Source organism: Paracoccus haematequi, from assembly GCF_900631945.1.
Lineage (GTDB): Bacteria > Pseudomonadota > Alphaproteobacteria > Rhodobacterales > Rhodobacteraceae > Paracoccus > Paracoccus haematequi_A.
Genome location: NZ_UZWE01000048.1, coordinates 1 through 22,300, shown reverse-complemented (window position 1 = coordinate 22,300; position 22,300 = coordinate 1). Strand labels below are relative to the sequence as shown.

20 protein-coding genes are annotated in these 22,300 nt (G+C 63.3%); 9 read left to right on the top strand and 11 right to left on the bottom strand.

Annotated elements, in window-relative coordinates; all coding sequences use genetic code 11:
• The first annotated feature begins 269 nt into the window (after positions 1–269).
• The 8 genes from PARHAE_RS16240 to PARHAE_RS16205 all read left to right on the top strand — a co-directional run bounded on the left by PARHAE_RS16240 (position 270) and on the right by PARHAE_RS16205 (position 12,110).
• A complete protein-coding gene (locus PARHAE_RS16240) occupies positions 270–470 on the top strand; it encodes a helix-turn-helix transcriptional regulator (RefSeq protein WP_126155618.1) in 201 nt (66 codons plus the stop codon).
• Between the two features lie 287 nt (positions 471–757).
• Positions 758–1,618, top strand: a complete 861-nt coding sequence (locus tag PARHAE_RS16235) for a BrxR family helix-turn-helix transcriptional regulator (RefSeq protein WP_126155617.1) — start codon at positions 758–760, stop codon at positions 1,616–1,618.
• Complete coding sequence (locus tag PARHAE_RS16230; protein ID WP_164555283.1) at positions 1,602–3,788, top strand: sigma-70 family RNA polymerase sigma factor; 2,187 nt, start codon at positions 1,602–1,604, stop codon at positions 3,786–3,788. The genes PARHAE_RS16235 and PARHAE_RS16230 overlap by 17 nt, the downstream gene beginning before the upstream one ends.
• A 40-nt stretch (positions 3,789–3,828) precedes the next feature.
• Positions 3,829–5,295, top strand: a complete 1,467-nt coding sequence (locus PARHAE_RS16225; RefSeq protein ID WP_241232852.1) for an ATP-binding protein — start codon at positions 3,829–3,831, stop codon at positions 5,293–5,295.
• Complete coding sequence (locus tag PARHAE_RS16220) at positions 5,292–8,159, top strand: Z1 domain-containing protein (RefSeq protein WP_126155615.1); 2,868 nt, start codon at positions 5,292–5,294, stop codon at positions 8,157–8,159. Before PARHAE_RS16225 ends, PARHAE_RS16220 begins: the two co-directional genes overlap by 4 nt.
• Entirely contained in the window at positions 8,143–9,159 is a 1,017-nt protein-coding gene (locus PARHAE_RS16215) for a PD-(D/E)XK motif protein (RefSeq protein WP_126155614.1), read from the top strand. The genes PARHAE_RS16220 and PARHAE_RS16215 overlap by 17 nt, the downstream gene beginning before the upstream one ends.
• On the top strand, positions 9,149–10,951 hold the full coding sequence (locus tag PARHAE_RS16210) for an AIPR family protein (protein ID WP_164555282.1): 1,803 nt from the start codon (positions 9,149–9,151) through the stop codon (positions 10,949–10,951). The genes PARHAE_RS16215 and PARHAE_RS16210 overlap by 11 nt, the downstream gene beginning before the upstream one ends.
• 70 nt (positions 10,952–11,021) lie before the next feature.
• Entirely contained in the window at positions 11,022–12,110 is a 1,089-nt protein-coding gene (locus PARHAE_RS16205) for an HNH endonuclease (protein ID WP_241232851.1), read from the top strand.
• Here the strand turns inward: PARHAE_RS16205 and PARHAE_RS16200 are convergent.
• Positions 12,051–13,628 carry a DNA cytosine methyltransferase gene (locus tag PARHAE_RS16200; RefSeq protein ID WP_206437002.1) on the bottom strand — a complete coding sequence of 526 codons (1,578 nt, stop codon included), beginning with the start codon at positions 13,626–13,628 and terminating at the stop codon, positions 12,051–12,053. The two genes, PARHAE_RS16205 and PARHAE_RS16200, sit on opposite strands and share 60 nt — an antisense overlap.
• A 67-nt stretch (positions 13,629–13,695) precedes the next feature.
• Between PARHAE_RS16200 and PARHAE_RS16195 the strand changes: the two genes are divergently transcribed.
• Positions 13,696–14,160: a very short patch repair endonuclease gene (locus PARHAE_RS16195; protein ID WP_126155610.1), complete on the top strand. Its 465-nt coding sequence runs from the start codon at positions 13,696–13,698 to the stop codon at positions 14,158–14,160.
• A 26-nt stretch (positions 14,161–14,186) separates the two neighbouring features.
• Here the strand turns inward: PARHAE_RS16195 and PARHAE_RS16190 are convergent, their stop codons facing one another.
• From PARHAE_RS16190 to PARHAE_RS16150, 10 genes are all read right to left on the bottom strand, one after another.
• Complete coding sequence (locus PARHAE_RS16190; protein WP_126155609.1) at positions 14,187–15,263, bottom strand: DUF2793 domain-containing protein; 1,077 nt, start codon at positions 15,261–15,263, stop codon at positions 14,187–14,189.
• A gap of 10 nt (positions 15,264–15,273) precedes the next feature.
• Positions 15,274–19,239 carry a baseplate multidomain protein megatron gene (locus PARHAE_RS16185; RefSeq protein ID WP_126155608.1) on the bottom strand — a complete coding sequence of 1,322 codons (3,966 nt, stop codon included), beginning with the start codon at positions 19,237–19,239 and terminating at the stop codon, positions 15,274–15,276.
• 9 nt (positions 19,240–19,248) lie between these two features.
• Positions 19,249–19,683, bottom strand: coding sequence for an NlpC/P60 family protein (locus tag PARHAE_RS16180; RefSeq protein WP_126155607.1), 435 nt, complete (start codon positions 19,681–19,683; stop codon positions 19,249–19,251).
• Entirely contained in the window at positions 19,680–20,564 is an 885-nt protein-coding gene (locus PARHAE_RS16175; protein WP_126155606.1) for a DUF2163 domain-containing protein, read from the bottom strand. The genes PARHAE_RS16180 and PARHAE_RS16175 overlap by 4 nt, the downstream gene beginning before the upstream one ends.
• Positions 20,561–20,803, bottom strand: coding sequence for a hypothetical protein (locus tag PARHAE_RS16170; RefSeq protein WP_126155605.1), 243 nt, complete (start codon positions 20,801–20,803; stop codon positions 20,561–20,563). Before PARHAE_RS16170 ends, PARHAE_RS16175 begins: the two co-directional genes overlap by 4 nt.
• A 110-nt stretch (positions 20,804–20,913) precedes the next feature.
• Positions 20,914–21,015 (bottom strand): DUF3789 domain-containing protein, encoded by a 102-nt coding sequence (locus PARHAE_RS22170; RefSeq protein ID WP_126155604.1) that lies wholly within the window; start codon positions 21,013–21,015, stop codon positions 20,914–20,916.
• Positions 21,008–21,238, bottom strand: a complete 231-nt coding sequence (locus tag PARHAE_RS16160) for a hypothetical protein (protein WP_126155603.1) — start codon at positions 21,236–21,238, stop codon at positions 21,008–21,010. The genes PARHAE_RS22170 and PARHAE_RS16160 overlap by 8 nt, the downstream gene beginning before the upstream one ends.
• A 5-nt stretch (positions 21,239–21,243) precedes the next feature.
• A complete protein-coding gene (locus PARHAE_RS16155) occupies positions 21,244–21,924 on the bottom strand; it encodes a lysozyme (protein ID WP_241232850.1) in 681 nt (226 codons plus the stop codon).
• Positions 21,925–21,929: 5 nt separating this feature from the next.
• The gene (locus PARHAE_RS21925; protein WP_255453271.1) at positions 21,930–22,061 is read right to left on the bottom strand and encodes a hypothetical protein; all 132 of its coding nucleotides are present in this window, start codon (positions 22,059–22,061) and stop codon (positions 21,930–21,932) included.
• On the bottom strand, positions 22,054–22,300 hold a 247-nt coding region (locus PARHAE_RS16150), incomplete at its 5' end, for a hypothetical protein (RefSeq protein ID WP_126155602.1). The genes PARHAE_RS16150 and PARHAE_RS21925, both read right to left, overlap by 8 nt.

The window sequence follows — 22,300 nt, the reverse complement described above, 5'->3', positions numbered from 1 at the left end:
CATCGCCATGCGTGCTTGCAAGACCGACCGGAGCTTTGAAGCAATGATCTACCTCGCTGCCGCCGTTATCAACTCACGATGAATCCCCACAGACCCTAGGGAACATTTCGCAATTTGACGCCGGTTCACTGGGCAATTCGATGCTGCGCCCACTGTCCGAAGGGCGCCGCCCGCAACGCGCAGCGCCCCCAATACACTGACTTGAATAGGTTTTCATTCTACGCATTCGTTGTCGTGCGACCATGGTGGTCGTTCGAAAGGAAACGGAAATGCGAGAAATGTACCTCAGTCAAATCGAGCTGGCTGCCCGATGGAGAATTAGCCCAAGGACACTTGAGCGGTGGCGGTGGATCGGCGATGGGCCGCGCTTCATGAAGCTAGGCGGGCGGGTGATCTATCGTGTCGAAGATGTGCTGGCGTTCGAACAGCAAGAGCTGCGTGATTTGGAGGAGATCAAGGCTGGGCGCTGAAACCGGCGGGGGCATCGTCAGCAAAACCCTGCGCGGCGACTATTTCTGACCTGCGCAGGGAAGTTGCGTGTGCTGAATAGCCTGCAGTTCGCCACCACGCACCATTCCGCCCCTCCGGCCCAAGCCATAACCTCCATCCACATCTGCAGATAGAACTGCGTTCGAAAACAATCACTTTACGCACAATTTCGATTGCCCGCTTTCCTCCCCTCAGTTAGCGTCATCGAGAGCACAGAAAATGGGCCCGCATAGTTTGCGGGTCCACCGATCTGGCCCGGAGGTGATTTTTGGAGAGCGACCGGTCGGAACTTCGTTGGGGTGTCGAGCAGCGCCTCGAGTTCATAGAGTTCCGCCTGTTCTGGGAGGGACATGTGAACCGCAGCGATCTGATGGATCAGTTCGGGGTATCGGTGAACCAGGCGTCCACCGACCTGAATCGGTACATCGGCTTCGCCCCCGACAACATGCTCTACGACAAGAGTGCGCGAACCTATGTACGAGGCTCCGAGTTCAAGCCGCAGTTCCTCGAGCCTGACGCGAGCCGCTATCTTGCACAGCTGCGATCAGTCGCTGACGGGCTCTTGGACCGCGAGGACGCCTGGATCGCCAACCTCCCGCCCTACGCGGCCGCCCCTACGCCGGTTCGTGGGGTTAATCCGGCGACGCTTCGTTCGGTCGTTGGCGCAATCCGTCGGTCCGAGGCGATCGAGGTAAAGTACCAGTCCCTGTCCAGCCCCGAGTCGCGCTGGCGCTGGATCGCCCCCCATGCCATCGCGTTTGACGGGTTCCGCTGGCACACACGGGCATTCTGCCTGACCGACGAAGCATTCAAGGACTTCCTGCTCTCACGAATGCTCGAGATTCGAGAGTGTCGGGAAAGCGATGTGTCCGCGACGGACGACCGCGACTGGAATACTGAAGCCACTCTGGAAATCGGGCCCCACCCCGCCCTTTCCGAAACCCAGGCCAAGGTCATCGCGCTCGACTACGGGATGCGTGGCGGCAAGGCGAAGATCAAGGTCCGACGCGCGCTGCTGTACTACGCGCTCAGGCGTCTGGGGCTTGATACTGATCCCGGCGCGAGGAAGCCGCAGGACCAGCAGATCGTGCTTCTCAACAGGGAGGTCATTCATGAAGATCATGGATAGACTGTCCCGCATCCTCGGCAGTCGCGACCAAACGGCGAGCGAATCGGAAAACCATGTTCTTGGGCCTTTCGAAATCCGGCTGATCGCCGAAGGGAAGCTCGAGAGGCTTGCCGAATTTGCGGAATCTTCTCGCCTCCACGCCGCCGACCCGAAAGGTGATACACCACTCCACCTTGCCGCGCGCACGGGCAATTTGGCCGTCTGCGATCTCTTCATTCGGTCAGGTGCCGACCCCGGCGCACTGAACCACGACCGACAGACACCTGCGGATTTGGCATTTGCCGAAGGTCACGGTCTCGCCGCGCAGCTTCTGTCTTCGCTTGTTGCGGGGTCTCCGGAGACGGAAACGGAGACGGTTAGCGAGCGCGAGGTTTCACTTGTGGTCGAGGATGTCGTCACCGCGCCCGATGGAGTTCCGGAGCATCGTGTCGCCGTTTTTCAGGAGACGGAGCCAGCCGATAGGACCGACGAACTGGATGACCTGCTGACTTTCGAAGCTGAGGCAGAACCAGAAGAATTCTTCGATCAGTACGCGGGCGAAACGGCATCGGGGACATTCGTGGCGTTCATCAGTTCGTCACCAGTGGTTTCGGATAACGATGACGGGGATTGGGATCTCGACCTTTCAGCTGCGCCGATTGCTGGAGAAGGCATCGGCTCCAGCGCCGCGGTGACGGCCGATCATGGTGCAGAGAACGACTTCCTGAAAGTCCGGAACCGCGGCCGGCAATCGGTCAAACGCGCTGTCGTCCAGACCGGCACGCGGATGTCGATCGACCCGGAGCTCTGCTTCACTTGGGCAGAGGAGATTCTGGCAAAGGGTCGGTGCTCCCTCGACGATATCGACCACCTGGTCGCCCATTGCGAAGGGAATGGTGATCTCGAGGAACTGCGTATCAATCTCCAGCGCAACCTTGAAGCAGCGGGCTTCGATTTCACTCAGGCGACGGGGCATGATGTCGAACTCTGGGACGCCGTCTCGGACACATCGTCCGATGACCTTGCTGACGCGATAGAGGCAGCCCTTACGCGTCGGACGCGGCTTCCCGGCACAAAGCGCTTCGTCATGGATAAATCAGAAGAGCTGCAGTTGCTGGAGCCCATGATGCGGGCCAAGCAGGAGCTCCAGCTGGGCATCTTGGCCTCCGAGACCGCCGTCGAAACAATCCTCGACGTCATGGACCGCATCCGCGACGGTTCACGAGACCCCGGCTCGGTTTCCCTTAGAACGATCATTCCTTCACGCCCGGGTCATGCGGAGACGTCTGAAGTAATGGCCGCCGCGGACACCCTGAGGTCGTGGCACACTACCGGCCGGGTGATGGACGGCAAACGACGAAGAGAGGCACTTGCTGCGCTCGAGGCATTGGAACTCTCGCTCGCATTTCACAAGGGTTTGGTCCGCAGACTGGAACAGTTCCCAGCGTGCCAAGCCGAGGCCAGTCAGCTGGAAGCCGAAATACTGATTTCCGAATCCGCTACCGAGCACCTAATACGCGAGCATCTGCCTTACGTGCGGCGGTTTGCCTCGCGGAACGTGGAGGAAGGCGAGGATCCAGAGGACGTGTTCCAAGTGGCGTTCATGGGTCTGCAGCGTTCCACAAGGCGATTTGATCCCGAGCGTGGTTATCGCTTCCTCATCTACGCCACTTACTGGATGCGACAGGCCATTACGCGATGGCGTTCTGATGAAGGCGCGGCGATCCGCATCCCAGTGCATCGGAACGAGAAGATCACCAAGCTCGATCGCGCGCTCGAGCGGCTGGATGTTCGGGTCGGTGGCGGCGTCTCCGACCTCGAACTCGCCGAAGAGCTCGAATGGACAATCGACGAGGTCAGACAGTTCCGCGGCATCCCACGTGAAGCCGAATATCCCGCAAGCCTTGACGACTGGGACAACCTGCTGCCCGAGCCTTCAGAAGTGGATGTCTTCGACCAGGCAGAAACCGAAAGGATCGTGACAGAAGCGCTGGCTGATCTGCCGGAACGTCAGGCTGATGTGATCCGGATGCGCTTTGGTATAGGGCGCGAGACCGACATGACCCTCGAGGAAATCGGTCAGATCTACGGCGTGACGCGCGAGCGCATTCGTCAGATCGAAGCGAAGGGCCTTGATCGACTTTCCCATCCGGGCCGCAAGCGTCGGCTCCAAGAATTGTTGGGGATGTGACGGGATGGGTGTAAGAAATGCTCCTCCTCATGCCGGATCGATGCTCGAGTCCCTTCGTGGACTCGGCTATGCGCCTCCCACCGCACTTGCCGATCTGGTCGACAATTCCATCGCCGCAAATGCCCGCGACGTCGCCGTTCATCTTGAGTGGGCCGGTCCAGAGAGCTGGGTAAGAATCGTCGATGACGGCGACGGCATGGACGATGCGGCTCTGGAGGCGGGCATGCGTCTTGGCGCTCGCGATCCGAGGGCTGAACGCGCCGCCACCGACCTCGGGCGCTTCGGGCTCGGCTTGAAGACGGCCAGCTTCTCTCAGGCCCGTCGCCTCACCGTCGCCAGTCGGAAGGAAGGTGGACCGGTCGTCTGCCTACGCTGGGACCTCGATCTCATCGGTCAGGAACCCGGGGCAGACTGGCCGCTCTTCGAGGGACCGGCGCCGGGATCAGAGCATCTGCTCGCGCCGCTGGATCAGATGGCCCACGGCACCGTCGTACTCTGGGAGAAACTGGACCGTATCGTGACGGATGGCTTCGTGGCCACCGACATGATCGAGCTCGCTGATCGCGTGGAGGCGCATCTTGCGATGACCTTCCATCGCCTCATCGATGGCCAACAGCCTATTCTGCGCCTCTCGCTCAATGGCGGAGGGTTGAAGCCTTGGGATCCGTACCTCATCGGTCATCCCGGCAAGGCGCTCGAAAGTCCCGAGTATCGGATCCTCCACACCACCGGTGTGACCGTGCAATGCCACGTCCTTCCGCATCGCGACATGCTCAAGCCTGCCGAGCAGGAAGCGGCGGCGGGGCCCGGGGGATGGACCCAGCAGGAGGGCTTCTACGTCTACCGCAACAAGCGTCTCCTTCTTGCTGGGGGTTGGCTTGGCCTCGGCGATGGCGGCAAGCCATGGCCGCGCGATGAAGCGCACAGGCTCGCTCGTATCCGGCTCGACATACCGAACAGCGCGGATGCCGATTGGAAGATCAATGTCCTGAAATCGACGGCCAGCCCCCCGGTGCGCCTGCGATCCCAGCTTCATCGTCTCGCAACAGAAACACGCGACACGGCGCGGCGGGTCTTCGCCCACCGGGGACACGTGACCCCGGCCTCAGGCACGCGCCCGAACGCAGTCGCCGAAGCCTGGCAAGTGCGGCGTTCGGCACAAGGAACGTCTTACCGGATCGCTCGTGACCATGATCTTGTCGCCTCGATCCTCGATCGCGCCGGGCCACTCAAGCCCGACATCCTCGCTCTTCTGAGGCTGATCGAGGAGACAGTGCCCGTGCAGCGTATCTGGCTGGATACGGCGGAAGACAAGGAGACGCCGAGAACTGGTTTCGCCGGAGCGGCTGACAACGAGGTGATGGAGACCCTGTCCTCGATGTTTGAAGCACTGGTGAAGTTCCGCGGGCTCAGCCCGACCGAGGCGCGCGAGCGGCTCGGTCGCACGCCCCCATTCGACCGGCACCTCGACTTGGTTGCAGCCCTTGAAGCGAAAGACACGCAATGACGATTTCAAACCAGAAGGCCTTCGATTCAATCCTTTCCATGGCCCAGAACATGCTCCGCCTTGCTGCGGAACGCGCTCAGAGCCCTGTCACTCCGGAAATGATCGAGAAGGAGCTGACCAAGCTGTCGATCATGATGGAGGACGATTTCGCCCTTGTTGATCGGGACGCGCTCGTTGACGAACTGATCCGCCGGTCAAGCCGCACGGTGGGCGAGAACGCCACCCTGTCGAGCGGTGAGGACCATGTTGCCTGGCTTGATGCAGAAAGAAAGAAGGGCTGGACCTATTGGCAGCGCTACTCGGAGTACATGGAAGCGCGCATCCCCTGGACAGCCCTCGACGCGCTCGACGTCGCCACTGACGAAGTCCTCTCACAGCTCGAGGACCCGACCCGGGAAGGTGCCTGGGATCGTCGCGGACTGGTCGTTGGCCACGTTCAGTCGGGGAAGACAGGCAATTATACCGGACTGATCTGCAAGGCCGCCGACGCTGGATACAAGATCATCATCGTGCTCGCCGGCCTGCACAACAACCTCAGAGCACAGACCCAGATCCGCCTGGACGAGGGGTTTCTCGGTTTTGCCACCATCGCGGATGCTGACGAGCTCCCAGCAGTGGGGGTCGGACTGATCGACAAGGACATGTCGGTCCGTCCCAATGCTGCAACGAATCGGAGCGACAAGGGCGACTTCAACACGGCCGTTGCCGCGAAGATGAACATCAGCCCGGAACAGCGACCGTGGTTGTTCGTCGTCAAGAAGAACAAGACGGTGCTGGAGCGCCTGCTGCACTGGATCCGCAACCGTGTGGCCAATCACGTCGACCCCGAAACAGGTCGCAAACTCGTCACCAACCTGCCTCTCATGGTGATAGACGACGAGTCCGATCACGGATCTGTCGACACCGGTGAAGATGTCGTGGACGAGTTCGGCAACCCGGATCTCGAACACGAGCCCAAGACGATCAACAGGTTGATCCGGTCGATCCTCCACCATTTCTCGCGGAAGGCTTATGTCGGCTACACGGCGACGCCTTTCGCGAACATCTTCATTCATGACCGCGGCGAGACGCAGGAACACGGACCGGACCTCTTCCCGGCAGCCTTCATCACCAGCCTTGCGGCACCATCGAACTATGTCGGGCCGGGTCGTGTCTTCGGATCGGCTTCCAGCACGCCCGAAGACCTGCCTCTGGTGCGCCCGCTCTCGGATGACGAGTTCCAGCCGTGGATGCCGCCACGACACAAGAACGGCTACCGACCGCGATGGCAGGGAGAGGACCGTGTGCCGGACTCGCTCGCAGAAGCGATCCGCTCCTTCGTCTATGCCTGTGCCGTGAGGAAGCTGCGCGGACAGGGCAGCAAACACTCCTCGATGCTCATCCACGTTACCCGCTTCACCTCGGTGCAGAACGCCGTCGTCAACCAGGTCGCAGAGTACGTGCGAGATCTGAAGGGCCGCTACACCCGCGGCATCGAGCTCGAGAACCTCGAGGCGTCCATGCGCACGGAGTATCAGGAAACCTTTCTGCCAGGGATGCAGGGGATCCGTTCCGCCCTCGTCGAGGGTGAAACGCTGGAGGACTTCTCATGGGCCGACATTCGTGCCGTCCTCCCCGACGTACTGTCCGACATTCGCGTCCGCGAGATCAACGGCACGGCCAAGGACGCACTCGACTACGCCGAAAATGATGGCACCGGCCTTAAGGTGATTGCCATCGGCGGCGACAAGCTGGCGCGTGGTCTGACGCTCGAGGGTCTCTGCACGAGCTACTTCCTTCGAACCGCACGCATGTACGACACGCTAATGCAGATGGGGCGATGGTTCGGCTATCGCGACGGCTACCTCGATGTCTGCCGCCTCTACACATCGCAGGAAATGGTGGAGTGGTTCGGCCACATCGCCGATGCCGCAGAAGAGCTCCGCCAGGAGTTTGACAACATGGTCGCGGCCGGCGCTACGCCAAAACAGTTCGGTCTGCGGGTGAAATCGCATTCCGTGCTGACGGTGACCTCTCGGGCCAAGATGAGAAACGCTCGCGCGATGCAGCTGACCTACTCGGGCGACCTTCTGCAGACCATCGTGTTTCCCAACCGCAAGGAGGACATCACTGCAAACTTCAATGCCACGGATCGATTCATCAGCGCACTCGGTCCATCGACGGATCTGAACGATCAGCATTTCGTTCCACAAGGTCAGAAGTGGAACGGTCACCTCTGGCGGAATGTGTCAGCCCTGAACGTCATCTCGTTTCTGCGGGACTACAGGACCCACTCCGCCAGCTTCAGGATCATGAGTCCGCTGATTGCGGACTTCATCGAGGAAATGAACAAGGATCGTGAGCTGACGAACTGGACGGTCGCACTGATCGGGAAGGACAGCGGCCCGGACGACAAGCACCGCACGGTAGGCGGTTTCTCGGTCAACATGCTCCAGCGCAAGCGCACGACCGAACATGCGGATCGATACTCGATCAAGACCCTGATCTCGCCTCGCGATCAGGCCATCGATCTGACCGAGGCAGAATGGAGGGCAGCGCTCGATCTCAGCCAGAAGACCTGGCGCAACGACACGGAGCGAAACGAAGGCAAGGAGCCGCCGTCCGAACCGAGAGGTCCACAGATCCGTCATGTACTCGGAGAAGGCGTCGCCGAAGCGGGCATTCCATCTCGCCGGGAACGCGGCCTGCTCATGCTCTATCTGCTCGATCCCGAGGGTGCGGGCGTCGATGAACTGAAGAATGCCGATCCCGTCGTCGCCTGGGCCATCAGTTTTCCGTCAAGCACTTCCGAGAGAAGGGTCTCCAACTCGAGGTACATCGCCAACAGCGTACTATGGGGAGGCCTCAATGACTGGGTGGACTGAAGATGGGATTGCGCGCGCCTGGCGAGCGCTCGCGCGGCAGGAAGCGGCGGAAGACTGGCGATTTGTGCATCTCACCGATATGGGCGCCGTCTCTGTCGAGGCGGGGTGTCACTTCCCCCTCGGACGGGAGGCGTTGATCGTCTCCTTTCCGGGATCGTGGCCTGTGAACCCCGCAAGGCTTCCTGAAGGCAAGGGCTTCGATGTGTCCTGCATCGAGGGTCAGTCCGCATTCGCAGGCAAGACGGCGATTGCTCTCGTCAGGCGGCCGGAAGGCTCCCCCGACATCTTCGCCATCATGGTCGTTGATGTCTTGAGAACTCTGGAGACAGCAGCCAACAGCGCGGGCCGCGATGTCATGGAGACCTTCCTCGAAAGGGTGAGGGAGTGGCAGGCTTTCATGGCCCGAACCCACCGCCCTCTTTCGTCCGATGCACAGATCGGCCTGCTTGGCGAACTCTGGATGCTCAGGCTGCTCACGGACACCTCCCTCGGAGCCGGTGCTCTCGACTGCTGGCAGGGACCGTTGCGGGCTGCACAGGACTTCCACGTTCGGGGTGGCGCGATAGAGGTGAAGAGCACGGTCCGGACCGGCAGCTTCCTTGCGCGGATCAACAGCATCGAGCAGCTGGACGGTGACAGGGCTCCCATCTTCCTTTGCGCCTTCCGCTTCGAGGAAAATATGGACGGGATCTCGCTTGTCGATCTCGTGTCCGTACTCCGCGAGAGGTTTGGACTGGCCGGAGTTCAGCGCGGCTTCGAGGCATTGCTTATGGTGATGGGATACCTCGAAGAACATGCACCGCTCTACAGCCGAACGCTGGCATTGAAGGATGCAAGAACATTCCGCTCGGAAGGTGACATGCCGCGCCTTACGCGTGCCTCCCTGCCAGCGGCCATCCGTTCGGCCACTTATGTAATCGACCTCGATGCCTTGGAAGTCCACTCCATTGGGATTCCGGAGCTGATCAACGAATTTGGACTTGACTGCCATGAGCCTTGAAGAATTTCACCGCAACTTTCGTTCCGACTTGCAGACCATCATCGCCGAGCGCGTGGAGGCCGGCGAAGGCCCCTTTCCTTCGGATGAGCTCGTCTTTGCGGAAATGGTCATGGAGCATGTCGCAGAAACCGGGATCTGCGAGGCACCAACCGTTTGCCACTGGAGCGGCAAGGTCGGCAACGCGAAACTCCGCATTACGGGCTATGCGCTCAGCTCCGATGAAACGGCTCTCGACCTGTTCGTGACCCACTATTTCGGGACCGAAGAACTGAACGATCTCAGGGACTCGGATGCCACCGCAACCGCAAGCGAAGGCGTTCGCTTTCTGTTTCGAGCGGCAAGCGGCAACCTCGATGCAAGGATCGATCCGACGCATCCGGTCAGGGATCTGGTTGCGACCATTCGTTCTCGCTGGGGCGACATCGACCGACTTCGTGTGTTCGTGATCACCGATGGCAAGACCAAAACCAAACGGTTCTCGAACAAGGAGGTTCACCAGAAGATGGTGGCCGTTGAGGCCATGGATATGGAGAGGCTGTTCCGCCACACCGAGGGCAAGCCGCGAGACGAGCTGGCCGTGAGTTTCGTCCAGTCGATCGGTCGGGCACTCCCCTGCGTACACGTCCCAGACCCTGATGCGGACTACGAGTATGCCCTTACTGCCATTCCCGGGCAGCTCATCCGGGATCTCTATCTGCGCTACGGGACGACGCTGCTCGAAGCCAACATCCGCACCTTCCTGGGGAACAAGCGCGCGGTCAACAAGGGCATCGTCGAAACGCTGCGAAAGGAACCGGAGCACTTTCTTGCCTTCAACAATGGCCTCGTTCTTGTCTGCGACGAAGCGGCGTTCGAGCGGACTGAGGACGGAAATCTGGGCCTGTCGTTCCTGAAGGGCCTGCAGATCGTTAACGGCGGCCAGACCACCTCGACCATCTACTTCTCTTCGCGCGACGATCGCACCATCGATCTCAGCCATGTCATGGTCCCGGCAAAGATCATTATCCTCAAGGGATCGCAGGATGAGGCACGCGAGCGACTGATCAGCAACGTCTCCCGCTATGCGAACAGCCAGAACGCGGTGAAGATGTCCGACCTGTCGGCAAACCGCCCGTTCCATCGAGAGCTTGAAAAACTTGCAAACGACACGTGGTGCCCGGACGGCGCAACGCGATGGTTCTACGAGCGCGCGGCTGGCGCCTACAACGTCATGCTGCTGAGGGAAGGTACCACGCCCGCGAAGAGGCGAAACCTGAAAGAGATGGTCCCGCCAAAACGCAAGCTGACCAAGAACGACATCGCGAAGTACCATGAAGCATGGCGCGGCAAGCCGAACCAGGTCGCAATGGCTGGCGAGAAGAACTTCGCGGCATTCATGGCTGCACTCGATGATGACCCGAGCATTGTCCCCAGCCCGCTCGATGCCCGCTGGTATCGGGCGATGATCGCCAAGGTCATTCTGTTCAAGGCGATCGAGAGCATGATCAAGACGAAGGAGGCGAAGGAGGTGTTCCGCCAAGGATGGGTGAACATCGCCACCTACGTCGTGTCGGTGGTCGCTGACCGGCTTGGCGACAGGCTCGACCTCGAGCAGATCTGGATGCGACAGGGGATTTCTGGCGGTCTGCGCGACCTGCTCTGGGACTGGGCCGTGGTCGTGAACGCCGAGTTCAACAGGATTGCCCCGGGCCAGCAGATTTCGGAAGTGGCGAAGCGTGCGGACACGTGGGCTAAAGTCAGAGCGGCGGACTACTCGCCTCATTCCTTGTCCATTCCTGAAATCAAGCAATAGAGATCATTTGGTCAGCACAGAAATGGCAACAGTTCGAGACATCGGCGAGACACGGAAACGATCCGACGACATGATCCTGGTCGGGTACTTTCTTTCGCGTTGCACAGACTTTTCCGATGGCAAGGTGTCGAGGCCGCCTACCTCACTGGGCGTCGACAGTTGGAATGGTGCGTACGACCTGTTCTTTGACGTGCTTGCGGAAGGGCGCTCACTACAGCAGTTTCGCCACACACTGAAAGGAACACGAGACATTTTTGATACCCTTTTTGACAATGGTCGAAAGGGCTGGTCTGAAGGACAAAAAAGGGGATCACAGCTAAGCGCACGAGACCGCGCAGTTCACGAACACTGGATACGGAACAGCGATGAAGATCTGTTCCGCAAGGTTCGTGAGTTTCTTGTAGAGCAGGGTCGACACCGAAATCCGGATTGGACCCGTGACGAGCTAATCATTGCACTCGACTATCATCTGAATCATGGTAATTTTGATCCACGGCCCCAATCTGAGGAAATCGGTGAACTCGCGCAGCGTATCGCGAAAGTTGGTGCAGCCTTGGGCCTGATAGAACGCGGATTGCTTTTGCGAACGCCAGATGCAATCGCCATGAAGTTGCGAAACTTCAGTTCTTTCGACCCCCAATATACTGATAACGGCAGAAAGGGGCTAACCAATGGCAACAGGCTTGAAGTTGAGCTTTGGGAGCAATTTTCTGGACGTCCGGACGAGGTGGCACGGGTTGCGAATGGGATCTTGGAGTTAATCGGCGACAGTGATGCGGAGATCTTGGCTTTCGATGAACCCGAATTCGAAGCATCAGAAGGTCGAATAATGACCCGAGTTCATGTTTCCCGAGAACGAAACAGTACACTCGTGAAGAAGAAGAAATACGTCGCGCTGAGACAGCATGGCTGTCTTGCCTGTGAGGTCTGTGGTTTCGATTTCTTGCAAACCTACGGAGAGAGGGGCCGGGAATTTATCGAATGCCACCACACCCTGCCAATTTCATCGCTCGGTGAACACGGCAAGACGAACCTGAAGGACCTTGCCTTGGTCTGTTCCAACTGCCACCGGATGATACATGCTCGACGCCCTTGGTGGTCAATTGACGATGCTAAGGCCGCGCTGATCGGCGCCAACGGATCTAGAGCCCAAAGCTGAAAGGAGCAATCTCGAAATCTGCCTCGCAAGAAACGGAGGCACGGCGTTTCCGACCTGGACATACTGCTGCGTGCGGTTGCCAAGAAACAGGTAATCGTCGGGAAATGTCTGCAGCCGAGCAGCTTCGCGCACCGTCAGGCTCCGGCACTGGATCGGATCGGGGTGAATGAAGTAGTGGCCATCTTTCGAGATGTGGCTCGTGACCGTGGTCGATGCCTCGTCCGCCAGCTGAACCCGGAAGCGGTCATTGAAGACACCACTGTGCCAGTTGCGGTGATCGGGGCTGAGCACCAGAGGAAAATCGGCGGCCTTCGGGCTGTAGCCACGGACGGTCCCGAACACGGCAGCAAACAGGTAGCGGCCCAGATCCGACGCCATGTGCCCGCGCGTCTCGTGCTGGGCAATCGCGCGAAGTTCCGGTCGCTCGATCCACTGCAGCAACTCATCGTTCGAATTGCCATAGTCGTCCGGCAACCGTGACGCGGCCCGAACGATAGGCGGGTCTTCCTTCACTCGCTCCGAAACGGTCAGGAACGCTTCGCGGAGCGCATGTTTCTCCTTCCCCTTGGAGATGCCGGCCAGCAGCTTTGCGGCGTCGAGGACCTCTCCGCGCCAGGCAGCCGCGTCGTCGCGCCCGCGGCTGATACCGCTTCGCAAGGCGGGCATCGTTTCGATGACATCGCGGACGGTCCGCGCCATCCCGGACACAGCGATCTCCGCATCGGCGGCCCGTCCTGCGAGGTCCGAACGGATCCCGACGATGATCACCCTGTGGCGACGCTGCGGAAGGCCAAACGCCTCGGCGCGCACGATGAAATCAGAAGGCTGTGCCGCCTCCTGCAGGCTGGCCTTGCCATCCTCGACCCGGACGGCACGAAGTTCGTAGTGATGGGCATGGCCCGTGCCGAGCGAGGACAGATCCTCCATCAGCATCTCGAAGACAAGTCGGCTCTCGACGGTGGACGAAAGCATGCCCTTCACGTTTTCCATCACGAATGCGGCCGGGCGAAGCTTGTCGAGGACCCGGATGTACTCGCGAAAGAGATAGTGCCGCGCATCCTCCTCCGGGACGTAACCGACCTTGCCTCTGGAGCGAACGCGTCCCACCAGGGAATAGGCCTGACAGGGCGGGCCGCCGATCACGATCGTGTCGTCGTACTTTGCCTTCAGCATCGCGATGGCGCCATCGATGGCGGTCGCCGCAGCCCCGGTGCCGAGCTCGAGCGCGCGGGCTTCGTCGGTGGCATGCTGCCACGCTTCGGCATCGACGGCTGACCAGTCCGGTTCGGATGCCAGCCCGGCATGGAAATCGATGAACTCTTTCGGCAAGACGCCATGACGTCCACGGTACTCACGTAGAAAGGCACGCAGCGTCAGGGTTCGATGGGCCGACGCCTCCTTCTCGACCGAGATGCCGATCCGGAACGGCGCATGGCCGTCCTGGACGAGGGACGCGAACCCCTCGCCAAGGCCGCCTGGACCGGCAAACAGATCGACAATGCCGAAAGTGGAAGGCAAATCAGGCTCCTGACGAATTTCATTCAGCCGGTGTATACCAGGTTCAAGGACGAAAGCCAGGGAGCATATGACAGATATCGTGGACCAAGAGACGCGTTCCCGAATGATGTCGGGAATACGGGGCAAGAACACGAAGCCTGAGTTGGCTCTCAGGCGGGCATTGCACACGCGCGGCTTTCGCTTCCGGCTTCATTCCAGCAAGGTTCACGGGCGGCCGGACCTCGCTCTTCCGAAGTACCGCGCCGTGGTCTTCGTGCATGGCTGCTTCTGGCATCGTCACGAGGGATGTCGCTACACCACCACGCCGTCGACTCGCCCGGAGTTCTGGCAGGCAAAGTTCGACGCGAACGTTGCTCGGGACAAGACCGTTCGCGCGACGCTTCTGGAAGACGGGTGGCGTGTGGCGACGGTGTGGGAGTGCGCCCTGCGAAAGCCGGATCAGGTGACCGCCTCGGCTGAACTCCTGTCGGCCTGGCTTCTGTCCGACGAAGATCAGATCGAGATCTGCGCGGAAGGTGTGCAGTCCTCCTGAGCTTGACTTCAGTGCGGACGCTGCGATCAACCGATCTTGCAGCCCCAGAAGGATGTGTGGTCTGCCGCGAAGTAGCCGTCCGCGACCCGGAAATACCCCTGCAGCTCGACGGTATCGCCCGCGGTGAGCGGGACCATCGTCTGCAGCCAGATGGCGGTGGCGAGCGAGACGTGGGTGGCGGAGATTTCGCCGAGGGAGCCGCGAATTTCCGTCGTGCCGTTCAGCACAAGCCGTCCGCGCATGCGCGCAGTGGCGCTCGCGTTGATCTTGTAGAGGAGCGTCGCGCCGAAGAGGTAGGTGCCGTCGACAGGGGCCACGAAGTGGTTGTTCCCAGCGTCGAACGCCCCCTGGTCGTTGATGTCGCTGTTGTTGATACCGATCTTCGTCCACGTCCCGACGCCGACATAGTTGTCGTAGTTCGTGTAGGCCTTGAACCGGGGCAGACGGGGCTGATCGACGATGCCGGTGGCGTTGTCAACGATGAGCCCATCGAAGAAGGTGGTGCCGTCGGGCGAGACCGCGAGGCGGAACCTATCCGATCCGAAGAGGCCGAGCAGAGCCTTCGTCACGAATCCGGTCTGCAATGTGAGCCCCAGATCGTCGCCGACGGCCTCCTTGTTCATGGTATAGAAGAGATCGCCGGTTCCGCCTTCGGCGACGGTCTTCGCCGTCCAGAGCGCGGCATTGAGCTTGGCCGAAAACGGGTTCGACGAGTCGGCAGTGATGCCGAGCCCGAGCAGCGCCATATCCTGCAGCGTCGCGGGCGTGGTGCCGATCCAGCCCGCATCGTCGTAGACCAGCAGCAGCCCTTCGTCCTCGACCCATGCCCGCCAGCCATTCTGCGGCGGCAGGCGCAGCCAGGCACCGTCGGACCAGAGGGCGACGTTCAGATCCCAGCCCGCCCATTCGCCTGTCGAGCCCGAGCCGACGATGTAGCGGTCGCCATCGGCGGGGCTTCCGGGCGGCGCGGTCAGGTCCCGGTCGAGGACGGAGAGCTGGACCAGTCCATCGAGGATCCGCAGCGCCTCGTTATGGGTGACGTGCTTCTGGGCCTGTGCCGCCAGGATGTACGGCAGCAGGAGATGGGTCGTGGCATCGGACATAGGAAAAGCCTCAGAACAGGAGCGTGACGGTCTTGGGCGCGCCCCGCCCCACGAGGGCGGAGAGCTGGTAGATGCGGATGTCGAGCGTATCGCCGGGGCCGAGCAGCGCGCCCCAGTCGGCGGTCTGCTGGGCGGCGGTGTAGAGCGCGCTGGTGGTGGCCGTGCTCAGCACCAGCTTCACCGTGGCGCCGTCGAGGATCTCTACCTCGTAGGCCTCCAGTTCCTCGGCCAGCGGCACCTCCAGCCCGCCCCAGCTGTCGGCGGAAAGCGCGCGGGACCGGCGCGTCCACCGGATCGTCAGATCGCCGGGCGTGCGCGGCGTTCGCCACGGCTGCGCGACATGGGCGACGGAGAACGGCCGCAGCCCGACGCCTGCGGGCGTGAAGGCCTGCACGGCATAGGTTTCGTCGCTGACAGGGCGGCTGGCTGGACCAATGCGCCAGTTCCACGGGATGCCGAGATCGGCTACGGCGATCGGCAGCGAGGCGAGGCTGTCGTCGAGCACCACGACCCGCGCGCCGGCCGGAGCTGGGTTGCCCATGACGCCCTCGGTGCCCCGCTGGCCGCGAAGGAGCCGGGTGAGCCGATACCGGCCCGGGGCGATCAGCTCGGCCTCGCTCGCCTGCACGATCTCCCAGACGCCGGGCGCACTCTCGATAGCGAGTGCGTTCGCCCCACCGAAGAGGGTCAGGTCTGTCACGCTTTCCAGCGTGCCGGTGAGCAGATTGACGATCAGCGCATTCCCGAGATCGAAGCGCGACGTCGGGCCCGCGTAGAAGTCCGAGACCAGCGTGCCGAGACGGGCGCGGCTGCCAAACGTGGTCAGCAGGTCGAACCCGTCCGAAGAGGGGCTGCGGAACACCGCCATCTCGCCCGGCCAAGGCACGGCATGCGCCGCCGCGAATGGCCGATGCGCGGCCTGGTCCTCGGTGAGCTGCGGCAGGTCGAGGAGGACCGCCTCGGGCGCACCGAACACCACGGCCTGCGACAGCGTCGAGGGTCGCGGCGCGCCGGGCGGGAGGTCGTAGGCCTCCCGGTCCTGGCGGACGGCCTCGATGCCGCGCGCGTCGGCGTCGGCAATCGAGATGAGCCGCAGCGGGATGGACCGGCCGTCATGGGCGAGCATAACCACATCGGCCGGGTCGAGTGCCAGCCGAGAGGGCGGCAGCCGGAAAGCCGCGCTTTCACGGCCGGTCCACGCTTCCATCAGCGCGCGGCGGCAACGGCGCTCGGCCTCCTCCGGCGGCACCGCCATGGGAAAGCTTTCGGAGGCGATGCGTGTGGTGTCGACGGTGATGCGCCGGGCCTCGACTTGCGCGGCGTCGTAATCCTCGTCCGCCCGCGCGACTTGCCATTTCAGGGCCTGCGGCAGCTCGGTCTCCTGGCCGCGCGTCAGCTCCAACACGTCGCCCTCGCGGGCGGCTACCAGATCGTCCGGTGCGACGCTCGCCGCCGCCGCCCGCCCACGCATGACGAAGCGGATCACGCCTTCGGTCTCCACGGCGTCGAAGCCGAAATGCCGCGCCAGCGTGGTGATCGAGGCCCGCGGGCTTTCCAGCGCGCCGATGGCATAGCCCTCGACCGCGCCCCAGAGGCCGGTGACGTCGATGCGATCGTCGGACAATCCCGCGCGTAGACAGAGGTGCCGCACAAGCGCGGCGAGCGACACCGCCCCGAGGCGGCCGGTCAGCCAATGGCCGAGCCGCCAGTTCGGTCCGTCGGTCCAGACATCGGTCAGTTCGGGGAAGAACGGATACGGCCGCGCGTCCCAGGTCCAAGCCGCGCATTCCGGCACTTGGACCATCCGGCCGCCGTAGACCGAGGACAGCGGGTTGTTCGCTGCCTCACCCCAGAACAAATAGGTCGCCTCGAGATAGCCGCGCTGGATGGTGTCGTCGCGCCAGCCCCGCGAGAAATACGGCGTGAAGCTCTCCGACGATTTCGGGTCGAAGAAGACGTTGGGTTGGTTGGTGCCCCGGTCGATGGCCGGGCAGCCGAGTTCGGTGAAGCGGATGGGCTTCGATTCCGGCACCCATGCTGTCGGCGTGCCGCTCTCCGCCCCGCCTGGGCGATTGTAATGCAGGTTCGACCACCAGCCGTGCAGATCCTTGTAGCGGAAGACCCATGGCTTGCCGGCTGCGCCATCCGTGATCGGGGTCCGGACTTGCGCAGAGCGGTCGGCGGCACTGTCATAGAACCAGTCGAATCCCTCACGGCCCGCGATGTTCGCCTGCAGATAGGCCCGGTCGTAGATCGCGGGCCAGCCCTCGGCCGCGTCGGCATGCTCGAAGCCGTCGCGCCAGTCGGAGAGCGGCATGTAATTGTCGATACCGACGAAATCGATCTCCGGATCGGCCCAGAGCGGATCGAGGTGGAAGAACACATCGCCCGAGCCGTCGCCCGGGTGATGCCCGAAATACTCGGACCAGTCGGCCGCATAGCCGATCTCCGTGCCAGCCCCGAGAATGGCGCGAACATCGGCGGCGAGTGCCTTGAACGCGGTGACGGCCGGATAGCTGCTGGCACCCGAGCGGATGGTGGTCAGCCCGCGCATCTCCGAGCCGATCAGGAAGGCATCGACCCCGCCCGCCGCCGCGCAGAGATGGGCGTAGTGCAGCATCATGCGGCGCAGGCCCCAGTCCCCGGACGGGCCGGTCCAGGAGACGGTGTCGCCCGAGATCGCGAAGTCAGAGGGGGCCGCGCTGCCGAAAAAGGCTGCGACCTGGCTAGACGCCGTGGCTGTCTTGTCCACGCTCCCGGCATAGCCTGCCGCGGGCGAACAGGTGATCCGGCCGCGCCAGGGGAATGTCGGCTGTCCCATCTCGGCGGCGTTGTCGGAATACGGGTTCGGCAGCGTGTTGCCGGGCGGGACGTCCATCAGGGTGAACGGATAGAAGGTCACACGCAGCCCACGCGCTTTCATCTCCCGGATCGCCTGTACCACGGCAAAATCAGCGGGCGTGCCGCCATAGACAGGGCGGTCTTCAGCGTCGCGGCTGACGAGGATGGCATTGGCGCGGCTGACGCCATTGACCGACCAGCCGACCGGCGCCGTGGATTTCGCCGTGACCTCGACGCCCGGGCGCAGATTGCAGGAACCCGCGCGCAGGTCGTCGCCGAACCAGGCGACGACGAGGCTGACGCTCTCGACGGCCGGCGCCATGGCCTGCAGGCGGTCGAGCGCGACCACCATGTCGGCGGTGTCGGGTAGCGCGTTCAGGTTTTCGGCCTGAGTCGCGCCGCCGGAGGATTTGCGGATGGCCTGGGTGGCATATGTGAACTCGCCCGAGGCCGGGATCAGGGTGACGGCGCGGGTCAGCCCCTCGGCTGTGTCGGGGTCGGCGAGCGGCCGGAACACCTCGAAGGAAAGCTGCGGCAGGCGGTTGCCGTAGCTCGACAGCGGCAGTTCCTCGAAAACGACATAGGCCGTGCCGCGATAAGCGGGCGTGTTGGCCGCGCCCATCTTCGCCGCGATGAATGGATCGGCCGCCTGCGCCTCGTCGCCGGGATACCAGCGCCAGGTGACGCCCGAGAGGTCCATCGGCTTTCCGTCGGCCCAGATGCGCCCGATCCCGGTGATCGGCCCCTCGCAGAGCGCCACGGCAAAGCTTGCATAGTACAGATATTCGGTTGTCTTGACCTTGCCGCCCCCGCCGCCCTTGCCGCCGCCCTGCGTGCTGGTCTTCGTCTCCTCGCGGAAATCGGTGGCCCAGATGATGTTGCCGCCGATCCGCATCCGGCCATAGAGCCGCGGGATCACGGCTCCCTCGGTCGAGGACGTGATGCGCAAGCTGTCGAGCCGCGCCCCTTCGATCCGCTGCGTCGGCGCGAGCGAGGACACAATCCAGCTGTCGACGACCGAGCCGATGGTGGAGCCGATGAAGCCGCCGATGGTCGCGGCGCTGACGCCGAGGATCGCGCCACCGATCGAACCGCCGATGGCGGCACCGGCGGCGCCGAGAATGAGGGTGGCCATGTCAGGATCTCAGCGTTGCGGAAACAGGAAGGCGAAGGCGATGCGCCGCCGCCAGGCTGCCGTGAGAGGCTCCTCGATCACGCCGAGCCGCTCGTAGGCGTGAAGGAAAGTGTCGGGCCCGGTCAGGATCCCGACATGCTTGGCGATGGCGCGGCGATCCATGCGAAAGAGAACCAGCGCACCGGCACTGGCCTCGGCGGGCGACACCTCGATCATCATGCGCCCCGCGCCCTCGGCCAGCACCTCGCGAGGTCCGGTCTCACCCCAGTCCCGGCTGTAGGGCGGGATCGGGAAGGGCTCGGGGCCGACGACCTCGCGCCAGACGCCTCGGGCCAGCCCGAGGCAGTCGCAGCCGACACCCTTTAGAGTTGCCTGGTCGTGGTACGGCGTGCCGAGCCAGGACCGCGCAACCGCTATTACCCGATCCGGATCGGCGGGCTTCACAGCACACCCCCGTCGTGGCCGCCGTCTTTGGTGGCATAGCGCAGAACGGCGTCCTGGCCGGGGATATGGGGGAAGCCCCGGAAATTGGCGGTGTTGGCGAACTTCGCGCCGCAGCTCTCGATCCGCTTGTCGCAGCCCGTACGGATGGTGAAGGCATCGCCCTCGGCGATCGCGCGCACTGGCGCCTCGAGCAGGGTCAGGATCGCAACACCGTCTGTGACATCATGACCCAGTACCTCGGTGCGCCGCCCCGCATTCGCGCCGCTCGTCCAGTCGAGCGTGCCGAAGGTGAACCAGCCGGAGATGAATGCTCCCAGGCCCGAGGCGGTGAAGGCCCTGTCGCGCAGGAGATCGATGACGGCACCGTTGCCCTTGAAGGCCGAGCCCTCCAGATCGACGCCGCAGCGCGCATCGCCGAGCGCCGCGTCGCAACTCGCCTGGAAGGTTCGCCCCACCGTCTGCCCGAGCACATGGGCGAGCGAGCGGACCTCGGCGACGAAGGCCAGCCGCCCGCGGCGGATCTGGCCGATAGCCCCGCGCCGCATCAAAACGCGCTGCGCGGTATCGGCCCAGTTCACGCGCCAGACCTCGACGGCCGCGTTGTCCCATCGGCCGTCGAGGATATCGGTCTCGGTGATGCGGTCCGAGGTCAGCACGCCTTCCGCATCCTGCGCATCGACCGACAGGTCCGAGCCCGAGCGAACCTCGGACGCCGTCAGGCCGCTTTCCGGCTCGAAGTCGGTCCCGTCGAAGCTCAGCGTCCGGTCGTGGTCGGTGAAGCCGAAGGCGACGCAGTCGGCGCGGGTGATCCGCCAGCACCAGGCGAGCGTGGTCGTGCCGTCGTCGAGATGGGCCTGCAACGCGGGCGAGAGGGATTTCATCGGCAGGTTCCTGTCATTCGGTCGTCGAGATCGGCGATCCATGTCGCCCATTCCAGGGGCATGGCGGCGACGGCAGAGACAGGCGGCCGGGCCAGCCGCGCCTCGGCATAGGAGGCGCAGCCCGCATCACCAGCGCCCATCGTTGCGGCGCAGCCGGTCAGCAGGATCGCCAGCACCGCGACCGTCACGGACCGCATCCCGCCCACGCTCGAGACGCTTGCTCTTGTCTTCCATGGCATCGCGTTCCGCCTCCCGTTTGCCTTGGCGTTCGCCTTCCACGCGGCCCCAGACCCGACCGAGGACGACGCCTCCGATCGCGCCGAGACCTGCAACCAGCCAGATCAGGAACTCAGCCATCGTCGTGATCCCCGCGCGCGGCCGCGACGCAGAGGGCGACGACGAAAACGCCGAGACCCCCGCCCAGGATGATCCCTGCGAGGAACTCAAGCATCGCCGCGGAACCCGCGCTCGATCCGGTCCCGCAGGCCGATCAGGCCGAGCCCGAGGAACATCAGGCCCGCGGGCGAGGCGTCGCCTGAACCTGCAAGCAGCGCGACGAAGCGTGAGAGTTCCCCGAGCGGCCCGGTGGCGGGTAACGCGAGGGAGGCGATGCCAGTGAGCATGGCGAGGCACCCCGCCCACCAGGTGAGCGAGGTCGGACGGATGTAGCGCATGGGGATCAGGCCCTCCGGATCAGGGTGGAGAAGAAGGCGCTCAGCCGGGCAAGCCAGCCGATTGCCGGTTCAGGTGTGGCGGCAGGCACGGATGGTCTCGGCACCGGCACGCTTGCGGGGCGCAGCAGCGCCAGCGCCTCGTCCTCGGTCAGACGCCGGATCGGTCGCGAGAAATCGACGCGTCCGCTGCGATCCACCGACCAGACGGGAATGGTGCCGGCGGGATAGCGGCCCGTTGCGAAGAGATCGCGCTCGGCCTCCCGGCGCGGGCGGATCGCAGCGGGTTTGAGCCAGCCCATGAAGGCTGCGGCGGCGACAGCCCGGTCGCCCGCGTTCAGGTGCCGGGTGAGCGCCGCCTTGGAGATGCCGCCTGTGTTGTAGTGGAAGGAAACCAGCGCATCGAATTCGTGCGGTTCGAGCGGCACCTTCACAGCGCGCAGGATCGTGGCCTCGTAGCGCGCGAGGTCGGCGCGGGAGACCCCAAAAGCCTCGCGGATCCCTGCATCTAGATTGGCGGGCATGCCGCGCGGCATCGCGGCCGGATCGGGTGCCCCGGCAGCGGCGGTGTGGCCAATGCCAAAGGTCCAGACCTGTTTCACATCACGGTAGGGTCCGGGCACGATGCCTTCGTGCCGGACGAGGGCCAGAAGGCCGCGATCAGACATTTTCTTGGCAGTCATCTGCATGGAAATCACCCCAGAAGCGAGAGGATCAGGATCAGCGCGGCAATGGCGATGCCGACGCCCAGTCGGTGGCGGAAAGCCTGGCCGGGATCGGCCGGGTCGCAGCGCAGGGAGCGCGCGAGACGGAGAAGGTCATGCATCGCCACCGCCTTTCCCGGCGTGGCGCAGGCGGGCGAGCATCACCTCGATGAAGGCAGGTCCGAAGACGCCGACCAGATAGGCGGCCGATCCGGCCGCGCCCCCGGCCGGGATCGCTTCGGGCGGCAGGCTGAGCCAAGACGTGATGATCGCCATCGACAGGCTCCCCATCCCGGCCGCGATCAGACCGCCGAGCAGGATGTGGCGCAGCGCGTCGCGCAGCCGCATCTTCGTGGTCAGC